The 12,537-nt window shown below is 67.7% G+C and carries 11 protein-coding genes; 2 read left to right on the forward strand and 9 right to left on the reverse strand.

What is annotated here, in order from left to right; genetic code table 11:
* Nucleotides 1-13: 13 nt before the first annotated feature.
* Nucleotides 14-1,306, forward strand: a complete 1,293-nt coding sequence (locus ACIQTX_RS14765; RefSeq protein ID WP_402973357.1) for a flavin-containing monooxygenase — start codon at nucleotides 14-16, stop codon at nucleotides 1,304-1,306.
* A gap of 55 nt (nucleotides 1,307-1,361) precedes the next feature.
* Complete coding sequence (locus ACIQTX_RS14770) at nucleotides 1,362-2,105, forward strand: alpha/beta hydrolase (RefSeq protein ID WP_402973360.1); 744 nt, start codon at nucleotides 1,362-1,364, stop codon at nucleotides 2,103-2,105.
* A gap of 3 nt (nucleotides 2,106-2,108) precedes the next feature.
* On the opposite strand, the gene ACIQTX_RS14775 is transcribed toward ACIQTX_RS14770, so the two are convergent.
* From ACIQTX_RS14775 to ACIQTX_RS14815, 9 genes are all read right to left on the reverse strand, one after another.
* The gene (locus ACIQTX_RS14775; protein ID WP_402973363.1) at nucleotides 2,109-2,990 is read right to left on the reverse strand and encodes a carbohydrate kinase family protein; all 882 of its coding nucleotides are present in this window, start codon (nucleotides 2,988-2,990) and stop codon (nucleotides 2,109-2,111) included.
* 26 nt (nucleotides 2,991-3,016) lie between these two features.
* Nucleotides 3,017-4,126 carry a polysaccharide deacetylase family protein gene (locus ACIQTX_RS14780; protein ID WP_402973366.1) on the reverse strand — a complete coding sequence of 370 codons (1,110 nt, stop codon included), beginning with the start codon at nucleotides 4,124-4,126 and terminating at the stop codon, nucleotides 3,017-3,019.
* 2 nt (nucleotides 4,127-4,128) lie between these two features.
* Nucleotides 4,129-5,244 (reverse strand): adenosine deaminase, encoded by a 1,116-nt coding sequence (locus ACIQTX_RS14785; protein WP_402973369.1) that lies wholly within the window; start codon nucleotides 5,242-5,244, stop codon nucleotides 4,129-4,131.
* A gap of 50 nt (nucleotides 5,245-5,294) precedes the next feature.
* The gene (locus ACIQTX_RS14790) at nucleotides 5,295-6,608 is read right to left on the reverse strand and encodes a thymidine phosphorylase (RefSeq protein WP_105526811.1); all 1,314 of its coding nucleotides are present in this window, start codon (nucleotides 6,606-6,608) and stop codon (nucleotides 5,295-5,297) included.
* The gene (locus ACIQTX_RS14795; protein WP_017828470.1) at nucleotides 6,605-7,003 is read right to left on the reverse strand and encodes a cytidine deaminase; all 399 of its coding nucleotides are present in this window, start codon (nucleotides 7,001-7,003) and stop codon (nucleotides 6,605-6,607) included. The genes ACIQTX_RS14790 and ACIQTX_RS14795 overlap by 4 nt, the downstream gene beginning before the upstream one ends.
* Before the next feature lie 27 nt (nucleotides 7,004-7,030).
* Nucleotides 7,031-8,314 (reverse strand): ABC transporter permease, encoded by a 1,284-nt coding sequence (locus tag ACIQTX_RS14800; protein ID WP_374954131.1) that lies wholly within the window; start codon nucleotides 8,312-8,314, stop codon nucleotides 7,031-7,033.
* Nucleotides 8,314-9,633, reverse strand: coding sequence for an ABC transporter permease (locus ACIQTX_RS14805; protein WP_105526809.1), 1,320 nt, complete (start codon nucleotides 9,631-9,633; stop codon nucleotides 8,314-8,316). The genes ACIQTX_RS14800 and ACIQTX_RS14805 overlap by 1 nt, the downstream gene beginning before the upstream one ends.
* On the reverse strand, nucleotides 9,630-11,144 hold the full coding sequence (locus tag ACIQTX_RS14810) for an ABC transporter ATP-binding protein (protein WP_028503503.1): 1,515 nt from the start codon (nucleotides 11,142-11,144) through the stop codon (nucleotides 9,630-9,632). The genes ACIQTX_RS14805 and ACIQTX_RS14810 overlap by 4 nt, the downstream gene beginning before the upstream one ends.
* Before the next feature lie 120 nt (nucleotides 11,145-11,264).
* On the reverse strand, nucleotides 11,265-12,377 hold the full coding sequence (locus ACIQTX_RS14815) for a BMP family ABC transporter substrate-binding protein (RefSeq protein WP_028503502.1): 1,113 nt from the start codon (nucleotides 12,375-12,377) through the stop codon (nucleotides 11,265-11,267).
* Between the last annotated feature and the right edge of the window lie 160 nt (nucleotides 12,378-12,537).

Genomic DNA, 12,537 nt, shown 5'->3' on the forward strand with positions numbered 1-12,537 from the left:
TGCGGGGAGCCAGATGAACAGATATGCCGTGATCGGCGCAGGGCCATCGGGCCTCGCTGCGGCACGCGCGCTGCAGAAGCGCGGGATCGCCGTCGACGGCTATGAGTCGTCGCATGGCGTCGGCGGACTGTGGGACATCGAGAACCCCCGCAGCACGATGTACGAGTCGGCGCATCTCATCTCCTCGCGCACCACCACCGAGTTCGCCGAGTTCCCGATGAAGTCGCGGGTCGACTACCCCGGCCACCGGGTGCTCAAGCAGTACTTCGAGGACTACGCCCGGCACTTCGCACTCTCCTCGCTGTTCCGGTTCGACACCAGGGTCACCCGCCTCGAACAGCGCGACGACGGCTGGGATCTCACCAGTGCGGGCCCCGGCGGCGAGGAGACCCGTCGGTACGCGGGAGTCGTGCTCGCGAACGGGACGCTCGCCGAGCCGAATGTGCCGACGTTCCCCGGAGCGTTCACGGGAGAGCTGCTGCACACGAGTGCCTACAAGTCGCCCGACCAGTTGAAGGGCAAGCGGGTGCTGCTGATCGGCGCGGGCAACTCCGGCTGCGACATCGCGGTGGATGCCGTGCATCATGCGGCCTCCGTCGACATGAGCGTCCGCCGCGGCTACTACTTCGTGCCCCGCTATCTCTTCGGCAAGCCCAGCGACACCCTCAACCAGGGCCGTCCGCTCCCGGCGCGCATCAAGCAGGCGGTCGACAGTCGCGTGCTGCGGGCCTTCACGGGCGACCCGGTCCGGTTCGGCTTCCCGAAGCCCGACTATCGCATCTATGAGTCGCACCCGATCGTGAACACCATGATCCTGAATCACCTCGGACAGGGCGATCTGCGCATCCGCCCCGACATCGACCGCTTCGACGGGGCGACCGTGCGCTTCCGCGACGGCACCTCCGACGACTACGACCTCGTGCTGCTCGCCACCGGCTACACGCTCGACTACCCGTTCGTCGACCGGAAGCACCTGCACTGGCGCGGCGCCTCGCCCCGCCTGTTCCTCAACGTCTTCCCCGCATCGTTCAACGGCCTCTACGTGATGGGCATGATCGAAGCATCGGGCATCGGCTGGCAGGGCCGCTACGAGCAGGCCGATCTGCTGGCCGCCTACCTCGGAGCCGTCGAAGAGGACCCCGCGCGCGCGGCCCGGTTCCGCGACCGGGTGACCGGAACGCCCTGGCCCGATGTCACCGGCGGCTATCACTACCTGGGCCTGGACCGGATGGCGTACTACGTCAACAAAGACGCCTATCGAGGTGCCGTGCGACGCGAGAAGACAGTCCTGGAGACGCCGGCGTGACCTCCGTCCGGTGACGAGCGGAATGTCGCGCCGCAGCGCGGAGTAGCGTTGTCTCGTGCAGAAGAAGTCTCGCCGGATCCTGAAGCGCGTGCTGTGGAGCATCGCGATCGTGCTGGTGCTCGCCGTGGGCGGAATGCTCGCGTGGACCCAGATCGGGGTCATGCCCGCGGAGCCGGAGCCGCTCGCGACCGTGCGGGAGAACTCGGCGATCACCGTGACCGATGCCGACCAGGGCATCGTGCTCGCTCCCGCCGAGGGAGAGTCGGACCTCGGCCTCGTCTTCATCCCCGGCGCCAAGGTGGATCCCTGGGCGTACGCCGCGATCCTGCAGGGGCTGGCAGAAGACGGCGTCACCGTCGTGATCACACGCCCGTGGCTGAACCTGGCGTTCTTCGATCCGCGAGGCCTCGACGCCTTCACCTCGGCAGCCCCCGACGTCGATGTCTGGAGCGTCGGCGGACACTCCCTGGGCGGGGTGCGCGCGTGCCAGCTCGCGTCTGACGCCGATGCGCTCGTGCTGTTCGCCTCGTATTGCGCCAACGATCTGTCCGAGACCGGACTCCCGGTGCTCAGCCTGTCCGGCAGCGAAGACGGGCTGTCCACCCCGCAGAAGATCGCCGATGCACGGGACCAGCTCCCTGCCGATGCCGACATGGAGGAGATCGAGGGAGCGTCGCACGCCTCCTTCGGCGACTACGGCCCACAGGATGGCGACGGCACACCTACGATTTCGAGCGACGACATGCACGCCGAGGTCACGCGCCTGGCCGAAGCCTTCCTCGCCCCGCTCACGCCCTGAGCCTCACTCCCCCGCGGCCCCGAGAACCACATCGAGCAACGGATGCAAGTGCCGCGTGCGCAGCACCGACGCCGCTGATCGCGCCCCCGCTTCGAGCGCGGCGGTGATGCCGGCCCCGTCGAGGCGCGCATCGAGCACGCCGGCCAGGAAGGCATCGCCCGCGCCGTTCGTGTCGACGATCTCGACGGGCACAGCGGGAACCCTGTGCACTGCGCCGTCTTCGTCGACTGCCACCGCACCGTCAGCCCCCAGCGTGCATACAGCCAGCTTCGCCCCCGCCGCGATGCGTGATCGCAGGAAGGCGACCGGGTCTTCGAGCCGGTCGGCGTTGCAGAAGACCGCATGGGCGGCCTCGAGAAACGGCCGATGGTATTGCGCAGTGCCGTCGTAGTCGTGCACATCCACCCAGATCGGCGTGCCGGTCTCCCGGGCGAGAGGCAGCACACGCAAGGGTTCCGCCGCGAGGTCGAGCACGACCGCGTCGGCCGCCGTCATCCGGTCGCGCATCCAGGCATCCTGCTCCCCTTCCGACGCCTGTGGGAGGGACAGGTAGAGCGAGACGCGGCGACCCTGCCGCGTCATCAGGTTCAGATGCCGCTCGGTGACACCGTCTTGCCAGTGCACCTGGACTCCGGCGGCACTCAGGGCTTCGCGCACGCGCGCACCCTCCGCATCCGTCCCGGCGATGGCGTGGAGCTGTGTGGATCGACCCAGCGCGGTCAGGCTGAGCGCTTTGCCCGCACTCGTGCCTCCGACCGTCTCCCAGGTCTCTTCGGCGAACTGCATGTGCGGCACGGGCTCGGGCAGCCGATCGAGCACGACGATCCTGTTCCAGGACGCCGGCCCGACGATGAAGACAGAGGCGGATGCGGAGACGGAGGGCATGGCACCATCCTGCCGTGCGCTCGCGCTCAGCCGATGCGCGAGACCAGCGCGTCCAACCCCATGCCGTAGTCGATGCGCACGACGGGGAGAGCGAGCTTGTCGGTGCCGATCTTCACGTATCCGGGCTCGATGGTGCGTCCCATCTCGTAGCCGGCCTGGGCGACGCCCTGCTTGGTGGTGTCGTTGTAGTGCCCGTACGGGTAGGCGACGACCTGGCCGACGCCGAGGACGTCGGCCGACGTCTTGAGGTCGGCCGCGATCTGGTCGGCGGTCCAGTTGACCATCCGCCCCTTGCCGTTGTCGCCCGCCTGGTGCATGTCGTGCGTGTGCGAGCGGCGCTGCACATAGACCGACGGCGCCGGGTCCTGCCGATACGCCGTGATCATGAACGACGTGCTGAGCAGCTTGTACTTGTCGACGACCGGCACCGCGAGGTCGAACCACGACTGGTCGGCGTCGTCGTCGGTGATGATCACGCTCTTCGCCGGAAGCGAGAGCCGACCGTCGATGAAGGCACTGAGCTCATCCCAGGTGGGAAGGTAGAAGCCCGTCGTCGCGATGTGATTCATCTGCGCGTCGAAGTCTCCGATGTACGCGTAGTTGCCCCGCAGCCAGCCCTTCTCCCCCTCGGGGTTGGCCGTGAACTGGTGGTACATGAGGATGGGCACGCGCACGTTCGCCGCTGCATTCTCCTCCGGGGTCTTCCACGCCGCGAAGAGTTCGACCTGCTGGTCTGCACACACGACGGGGTCGGCACCGTTCACACGAGCGGTGACCGTGAAGGCTCCCGCATCCGCTGCACTCGCATACCAGCCGGCGAACACCCGACCGTCGAGCTGCGGGATCGGGAGCCCCTGGTAAAGGGCGTCCTGGAACTGCAGCATCGGGTCTGCGGGGGCGCCCTCGCCCGTGAAGGTGACTGCGCACGCGCGCGGATCGTTCGCGTCCGCCACGACCTGCTCCGCCGGCGTCAGCGGATGCTCGATGGGCGCGGACTGCGCCTTCGGAACGGTGTTCTCCGGCGTGCGATTCAGCCAGGCGAAGGCCGCGGTGCCACCGGCGAGCACGACGACCGCCGCGATGGCGCTGACGATGACTGCGGTGCGTCCGCGCCGCTTCTTCCCCCCGGAAGCCATGATCAGGCGTCGAAGCCTTCGGCGATCATCTCCACGAGCTCCTCGCGCTCCTCGACCGGGAGGAACGCAGCGGCAGCGGCATTGAACTGGAAGGTCTCGAGGTCGTCGAGGTCGTACTCGAACGCCTCGACCAGGAGAGCGAGTTCACGCGTGAGAGAGGTGGCGCTCATGGTGCGGTTGTCGACGTTCACGGTGACCGCGAATCCGAGCTGGTAGAGCAGGTCGAAGGGGTGATCCACCATCGTGTTTCCCCACGCGGCGATCGCACCGGTCTGCAGGTTCGACGACGGCGAGAGCTCGAGCGGGATCTCACGGTCGCGCACCCAGCGCGCGAGATCGCCGAACTGCACCTGCACCTCGTCGCCCTCCTGAGTGATGACCTCGAGGTCTTCGGCGATGCGCACGCCGTGACCGAGTCGCAGCGCGCGTCCGTCGATCAGGGCCGAGCGGATGGAGGCAGGACCTGCCGCCTCTCCCGCGTGCACGGTGACGGGGAAGAAGTTCTCGGCCAGGTAGTCGAACGCCTTGCGGTGGTTCGAGGGCGGGAAGCCGTCTTCAGGGCCGGCGATGTCGAACCCGACAGCACCGCGCCCACGGAAGTCGATGGCGAGTTCCGCGATCTCGAGGGCCCGATCGGTGTGGCGCATGGCCGTGATCAACTGGCCGACGCGGATGCTGCGACCGCCACGGTCAGCGGCGTCCTCGCCCTCCTCGATGCCCTTCTGCACGGCCTCGACAGTCTGCTCGAGCGTGAGGCCGCGAGCCAGGTGCTGCTCGGGAGCCCAGCGCACCTCGCCGTAGATCACGCCGTCGGCCGCCAGGTCCTGGACGAACTCGCGCGCGACGCGGGTCAGCCCCTCCTGGGTCTGCATCACGGCGGTCGTGAGATCGAAGGTCTTGAGGTACTCGACAAGCGAACCGGAGTCGCTCTGCTTCGCGAACCAGGAACCGAGCGCTGCCGGCTTCGACTCCGGGACCTCCAGGCCGATCGCGTCCGCGAGCTCGATGATCGTGGCGGGCCTCAGCGCGCCGTCGAGGTGGTCGTGCAGCGACACCTTGGGCAGGCTCCGCAGGGAGACGCCCTGAAGCGTGACGTCGCCGTTCGCATCGATCGACATGGTGATCCTCTCGGTCGCGGATGTGCTCAGTTCAGGCTACTGGTCCGCGGTCACGCCGTGATGCGCTCGCGCACGATGGGACCGGTGGCCGGAGCCTCGTCGCCGATCTCCCACGAACCCTCGAGCGCGTCGAGCGCTCGGCCGAACCGTGCGTCGTCGGCGGCGGAGAGCGTGAAGAGCGGCTGCCCGGCGACGACACGGTCACCCGGCTTGGCGTGCAGATCGATGCCCGCCTCGAAGACCACCGGGTCCTGCGCCCTGGCGCGCCCCGCACCGAGACGCCACGCGGCGACCCCGAAGGGAAGGGCATCCATGCGCGTGATGACGCCATCCGCCGGCGCCAGCACCTGGTGGGTCTCGCGAGCCGTCGGCAGCGCGGCATCCGGGTCGCCGTCCTGCGCCCTGATCATCGCCTTCCAGGTGTCCATCGCGCGGCCGTCATCGAGGGCGGCCTCCACGTCGGCATCCGGGTGCCCGGCGAGGGCGAGCATCTCACGCGCCAGCGCGAGCGTCAGCTCACGCACATCGGACGGTCCGCCACCGGCGAGGATCTCCACCGACTCACGGACCTCGTTCGCGTTGCCGATGGCGAGCCCGAGCGGAACGTTCATGTCGGTAAGCAGCGCGGTCGTCGCGACGCCGGAGTCGGTGCCGAGCGCGACCATCGTGCGAGCCAGCTCACGGGCGCGATCGATGTCCTGCATGAATGCGCCGGAACCGAACTTCACGTCGAGCACGAGAGCGTCCGTGCCCTCGGCGATCTTCTTCGACATGATGCTCGAGGCGATCAGCGGGATCGCCTCGACCGTGCCGGTGACGTCGCGGAGTGCATACAGCTTCTTGTCTGCGGGGGCGAGGCCGGAGCCGGCAGCACAGATGACCGCGCCGACGTCGCCCTGCATCTGCGCGAACATCTCCTCGTTGCTGAGGGCCGCACGCCAGCCGGGGATCGACTCGAGCTTGTCGAGCGTGCCACCCGTGTGACCGAGACCGCGACCACTCAGTTGCGGCACGGCGACGCCGAACGAGGCGACCAGAGGAGCGAGCGGCAACGTGATCTTGTCACCGACGCCGCCGGTGGAGTGCTTGTCGACGGTGCGCTTTCCCAGCGATGCGAAGCTCATCCGCTCCCCCGACGCGATCATCGCGTCGGTCAGCACCCGGATCTCGTCGCGCTCCATGCCGCGCTGGAAGATCGCCATAGCGAACGATGCCATCTGCGCATCCGAGACGTAGCCGCGAGTGTAAGCATCGATCATCCAGCGCAGCGCCGCCTCGGGCACTGCACCGCCGTCGCGCTTGGCACGGATCACATCGATCGCGTCGAACGGTTCGATGGCTCCCTGAGCCTGTCCAGCGGTCATCGTGCTTCCTCCAGGTCGCGCGGCCCGAACGCATCGGGCAGCACCTCGTCGATCGTGCGGATGCCGGAGACCGTCTCGAGCAGCATCCCGGGCATGGCATGTTCGAACAGCAGCTGGCGACAGCGACCGCACGGCATGATCGTCTGCCCCTCGTTGTTGACGCACACGAAGGCGACGAGCTGCCCGCCGCCCGACATGTGCAGGTCGCCGACCAGCGCGCACTCCGCACAGAGCGTCACGCCGTACGACGCGTTCTCCACGTTGCAGCCGGCCACGATGCGACCGTCGCCGACGAGGGCCGCCGCACCCACGCGATAGCGCGAGTACGGCGCGTAGGCCTTCGTCATGGCGTCCGTTGCGACCTGGCGCAGTTCATCCCAGTCGATGTCCGTCATTGCGATGCTTCTCTCTTCCCGGCAGGGCTACGACTTGATGTAGGGCTTGCCGTCGGCGGCAGGCGCCTTGATCTGACCGGCGAACCCGGCGACCGCGAGCAGCGTCACGACGTAGGGCAGCATCAGCATGAACTCGCCCGGAATGGGCGTCTTCAGGATCGACAGCAGGTTCTGCAGGTTGGTGGCGAAACCGAACAGCAGCGCCGCGAGCGTCGCGCGGATCGGATCCCAGCGACCGAAGATCACAGCGGCGAGGGCGATGAAGCCGAGCCCGGCCGTCATGTCCTTGCCGAACTGCGGTACCGAGACGAGCGTGAAGTACGCCCCTCCCATACCGGCGATCGCGCCGGCGAGCAGCACGTTCCAGAACCTGGTCGGGTTGACCTTGATGCCCACGGTGTCGGCCGCCTGCGGGTGTTCGCCGACGGCGCGCAGCCGCAGACCCCACCGGGTGCGATACAGCCCCCAGGCCACGACGGCGACGGTGATGAACATCAGGTACCCGATGAACGTCTGGTTGAAGAGCACCGGCCCGATGATGGGGATGTCGCTCAGCACGGGGATCTCGACGCGCGGGAACCGCACCGGCGTGTTCAGCGTGGCCTCGTTCGGCGCGAGCAGCGCACCGTAGAGGAACCCGGTGAGACCGGTGACGAGCACGTTGAGCACGACACCGACGATGACCTGTTCGACGAGGTACTTGATCGCGAACGCGGCGAGGACGCTGGCTACCAGGACGCCGCCGATCATCGCGCCGACCAGACCCACGAACGGGTTGCCGGTGATGCTCGACAGGAGCGCCGCGGAGAACGCGCCGAGGAGCAGCTGCCCCTCGATGGCGACGTTCACGACACCGGCACGCTCGCCGATGACGCCGCCCAGGGCGCCGAATACCAGCGGCACCGAGAGCGAGACCGCACCGAACAGCAGGCTCGTGACCGGCACGAGTCCGCCGGCCGAGGCCCAGACGAGGAACGCGAAGACAGCCAGCACGCTGTAGGCGATGACCAGCCACAGCGAAGGCGTGCGGTAGGTCCACGCGCGGAGGAAGGCTCCGACCGTCAGGACCACGAGGATTCCGAGCACGACCCAGAACGTCGAGGCCGTGGGCAGTGCGACATCGGGCAGCGCGAGCGCAGACGACTGGTCGGAGAGCCGGAAGGTGCTGATGCCGTCACGCGGCACGAACAGGAACAACAGCGCGAGGAGCACGGTGGCGCCCGCCAGGACGATCGGCGCCTTGAGGTGCCGCTCCTTCACGGTCGCAAGCTGCACCGTGCCGTCAGCGGCCTGGGTCTGCACGAGGGACATCATGCCGCCACCGCCTTCTTCGAGGCCTTGGCTCTCAGCCTGGCAGCCTTCTCGATATCGGTCTTCGGGAGGAAGAACACCGTGCGCAGCAGCGGCGGCGCGGCGATGAACAGCACCACGAGCGACTGCACGACGAGAACGATGTCGACCGGGATGTCCTGCGCCTGCATCGAGAACGATCCTGCCTTGAGCGCGCCGAACAGGATGCCGGCGGCGAACGTACCCCAGGCGCGGCTGCGCCCGAGGAGGGCGACGGTGATCGCGTCGAAGCCGATGCCGGCGTCGATGGTCTCGGTGACACCGGTGGTGACCGCGCCCTGGATCTGGTTCATGCCGGCGAGGCCCGCAAGACCACCGGCGAACAGCATCGCGTAGACGTAGATGCGCTGCACGCTGATGCCGGCGGCGCGTGCGGCGTGCGGGTTCTCGCCCACGGCGCGCATGCGCATGCCGAGCGAGGACCGCTCGATGAGCCACCATACGAACAGGGTCGCCACGATGACGATCACGAAGCCGAGGTCGAGCAGCGGGAACTGCGGGCCGAGCAGCGTCGGGAACTGAGCGCTCTGCGGCGTGGCCGATCCGAGCGCCTGGTTGGTGCCCGGCTTCTGCAGCAGGCCAGGGGTGCGGATCATCCACAGCAGCAGGTAATACGCGATGTAGTTGAGCATGATCGTGAGGATCACCTCGTGCGCACCGGTGCGCGCCTTGATGAGCCCGGCGATCGCACCCCAGAGCGCACCGCCTGCGATACCCGCGATGAGCGTGACCGGGATGTGCAGCCAGATCGGCAGGTCGAGCGAGAACGTCAGCAACGCCGCAACCGCGACACCGATGAGCATCTGGCCGCGGGCGCCGATGTTGAACAGGCCGACGCGGAAGGCCAGGGCGACGCCGAGGCCTGCGGCGATCAGAGGTGCGGCGAAGCCGAGGGTGTTCGTCAGCGGACGGATCTGGGCCGCGAAGTCCGCTCCGCGGGCGTTGAAGATCGCTCCGCGGAACAGTGCCTCATAGCCGTTGTAGACGGCGTTCCAGGCGGCGACGAACGTGTCACCGGGCTGCGCGAAGAAGTAGACGGATGCCGCCTGCACGTCTTCGTTCGTGAAGGCGATCAGGATGCCGCCGACGATGAGCGCCAGAACGATCGCGAGGATCGTGGTGACCGCATTGCCGCGGAGGATCTCCTTGAGGATGACGTTGCCGCGCGGGGGCGGCGGCACGTCCGACGGGTCGCGCGGGACCGTGCCGGTGCTCGTCGCGAGCTCCTGCGGTGGGATCCCCTTGGTCACATCTCCTGCGCCGGGTGTCGCTCCGCTCACGCGGCCACCTCCCCTTCGGCCGCTCCGGCCATCATGAGTCCGAGCGTCTCCCGAGGCGTGTCGCCGGGGACGATGCCGACGATCGTGCCGCGGTACATGACCGCGATCCGATCGGCGAGAGCTGCGACCTCGTCGAGCTCAGTGGAGACGACGATCACGGGGACGCCCGAGTCGCGTGTCTCGATGATCCGCTTGTGGATGAACTCGATCGAGCCGACGTCCACACCACGGGTCGGCTGTGCCGCGACGAGAAGGCGCAGATCGCGGCTCATCTCCCTGGCGATGACGACCTTCTGCTGGTTTCCGCCGGACAGCGTGCCCGCAGCGGTCTCCGGACCCTGGGTACGGATGTCGTACTCGGTGATGCGAGCACGGGCGAACTCGTCGAGCGCCCCACGCCGGAGCGTACCGGCGCGGCTGAACGCGGGATCGTCCGAACGATCGAGGATCAGGTTCTCCGCGACGGAGAAGCCGGCGACCAAGCCGTCTTCCGTGCGGTCCTCCGGGACGAAGCCGACACCGGCGTCGAGGATGGCGCGCACGCTCTTGCCGACGAGCTCCTTGCCGTCGAGTGTGATGCTTCCCTCCACACGAGCGGCGAGACCGACGATGGCCTCCACCAGCTCAGTCTGACCGTTGCCCTGGACGCCCGCGATCGCGAGCACCTCCCCCGGTCGGACGGCGAAGTCGACGTCATCGACGACGATCGCGCCGGTGGGGGTCAGCACGCGCAGTCCCTTGACCTCGAATCCGCCTTCGCCGAGGCGGGGGGCGTCCTTGTGCACCGTCAGCTCGACGGCCCGGCCGACCATGAGCGAGGCGAGTTCGGCATTGGTCGCGGTCGGCGACGCCTCACCGACGACGCGGCCGAGGCGGACGATGGTGATCTTGTCGGCGACCTCGCGGACCTCACGCAGCTTGTGCGTGATGAACACGATCGCCGTGCCCTCGTCGCGCAGCTGACGCATGATGCTCATCAGCTCGTCGGTCTCCTGCGGGGTGAGCACAGCGGTGGGCTCATCGAACACGAGCACCTTCGCGTCGCGTGACAGCGCCTTGATGATCTCGACGCGCTGCTGCACGCCGACGGGAAGATCGCCGACGAGCGCGTCGGGGTCGATGTCGAAACCGAAGCGGGCCGCGACCGACCGCACGTGCTCTCGCGCCTTCGCGATGTCGAGCCTGCCGAGGGCCTTGGTCTGCTCGTGCCCGAGCATCACGTTCTCCGCCACGGTGAACACCGGGACGAGCATGAAGTGCTGGTGGACCATGCCGATCCCCGCAGCCATCGCGTCACCGGGACCGCGGAAGCGTTGCACCTCGTCATCGAGGAGGATCTCGCCCTCGTCGGCCTGATACAGGCCGTACAGGACGTTCATGAGGGTGGACTTGCCTGCGCCGTTCTCACCGAGCAGCGCGTGGATCTCACCCGGTTGGACCACCAGATCGATGTGGTCGTTGGCAACGAGGGTACCGAAGCGTTTGGTGATGCCGCGAAGTTCGAGCTTCATATCTGCACCTTATCCAGAAGAGTTATCCAGAAGAGTCATCCGGGAAAATCATCGTCCGGCCACGGCACGGGGCGAGTGGCAGCCTGCTCACCACTCGCCCCGTGCTGGACCTGCGACGTGTTACGGGGAGTTCGGGGACTCCACCTTGATGTCGCCGGAGATGATCTTCTCCTGGAGGGCCTTGAGCTCGTCGAGCAGACCGTCGGGGAGCTGCGACTCGAAGTCACCGAAGCCGGAGAGCTTGACGCCCTCGTTCTCGAGCGTGCCGACGTACGGAGCCGGGTCGAACTCGCCCTTGGCGGCGGCGACGGTCGCGTCCTTCACTGCGACGTCGATCGCCTTCATGATCGAGACGAGGGTGATGCCCGCCACACTCGGGTCTGCGACGGCGAGGTCGCTGTCGACGCCGAGCATCAGGGTGTCCTTGCCGCTGTCGGCGATCGCCGCAGCCGCGCTCTGGTAGACGGGGCCGCCGACCGGGAGGATCACGTCGACGCCCTGGTCGAGCACGCCCTGCGCGGTCTGCTTGGCGGTGTCGTTCGCGTCGAAGCCGCCCGTGAAGGAGCCCTTCTGCGTGGCCTCGTCCCAGCCGAAGACCTCGACGGCTGCGGACTTGTCCTCGTTGTACTTCTCGACGCCGAGCTGGTAGCCGTCCATGAACACGGCGACGGACGGGATCTGCATTCCGCCGAACGTGCCGACCTTGTTCACACCGCTCTGAGCGGACCATGACGCGGCAGCGTAGCCACCGAGGTAGGCGGCCTGAGCCGTGTCGAAGACGAGAGGCTTGATGTTCGGAGCATCGACGGTGCCGTCGAAGTCGTTGTCAGCCCAGTCATCGATGATCGCGTAGTCGATGTCGGGGTTCGCGAGAGCCGACTCGACCGTGGCGGCGGACAGCTTGAAGCCGACCGAGACGATGAGCGAGCAGCCCTCGGAGACAGCCGTCTCGAGGTTCGGCGCGTAGTCGTTGTCATTCGCCGACTCGAACTCGAGCGGCTTGATGTCCAGCTCCTTGGCGGCGCTGTCCATGCCCTCCTTGGCGGACTGGTTGAACGACTTGTCGTTCCAACCGCCGGCGTCGGAGACGAGGCACGGGAGGAAGTCGGAGGCGACCGGCTCGCCGGAACCGGCGGGCTTGTCTGTCGGCGCCTGGCCGCAGCCGGCGAGTGCGAAGATGACGCCAGCGGCGACGGTGACGCCGAGCAGCTTCTTGGTGGTGGAGATGGTCAACTGATGCCTCCCTCAACGAAACCGCGGCCATCGCGGATCGATCAAAGTTACCTACTGTTTCGGCTTTTGTGCACGCCCGTGCCGTACGTGCTGGCCAATGGTTACCAAGCTGAAATCAAGTCAGCCGATGAGCGTGGGACCGTGCTCATCGGCGCACGCC

This window comes from Microbacterium sp. NPDC090281, from assembly GCF_044769635.1.
GTDB lineage: Bacteria > Actinomycetota > Actinomycetes > Actinomycetales > Microbacteriaceae > Microbacterium.

Coding starts and splice junctions, on each gene's coding strand:
- ACIQTX_RS14765 (WP_402973357.1), top strand. CDS start 14: ATGAACAGATATGCCGTGATCGGCGCAGGGCCATCGGGCCTCGCTGCG.
- ACIQTX_RS14775 (WP_402973363.1), bottom strand. CDS start 2,990: ATGCCCTCCGTCTCCGCATCCGCCTCTGTCTTCATCGTCGGGCCGGCG.
- ACIQTX_RS14780 (WP_402973366.1), bottom strand. CDS start 4,126: ATGGCTTCCGGGGGGAAGAAGCGGCGCGGACGCACCGCAGTCATCGTC.
- ACIQTX_RS14785 (WP_402973369.1), bottom strand. CDS start 5,244: ATGTCGATCGATGCGAACGGCGACGTCACGCTTCAGGGCGTCTCCCTG.
- ACIQTX_RS14790 (WP_105526811.1), bottom strand. CDS start 6,608: ATGACCGCTGGACAGGCTCAGGGAGCCATCGAACCGTTCGACGCGATC.
- ACIQTX_RS14795 (WP_017828470.1), bottom strand. CDS start 7,003: ATGACGGACATCGACTGGGATGAACTGCGCCAGGTCGCAACGGACGCC.
- ACIQTX_RS14800 (WP_374954131.1), bottom strand. CDS start 8,314: ATGTCCCTCGTGCAGACCCAGGCCGCTGACGGCACGGTGCAGCTTGCG.
- ACIQTX_RS14810 (WP_028503503.1), bottom strand. CDS start 11,144: ATGAAGCTCGAACTTCGCGGCATCACCAAACGCTTCGGTACCCTCGTT.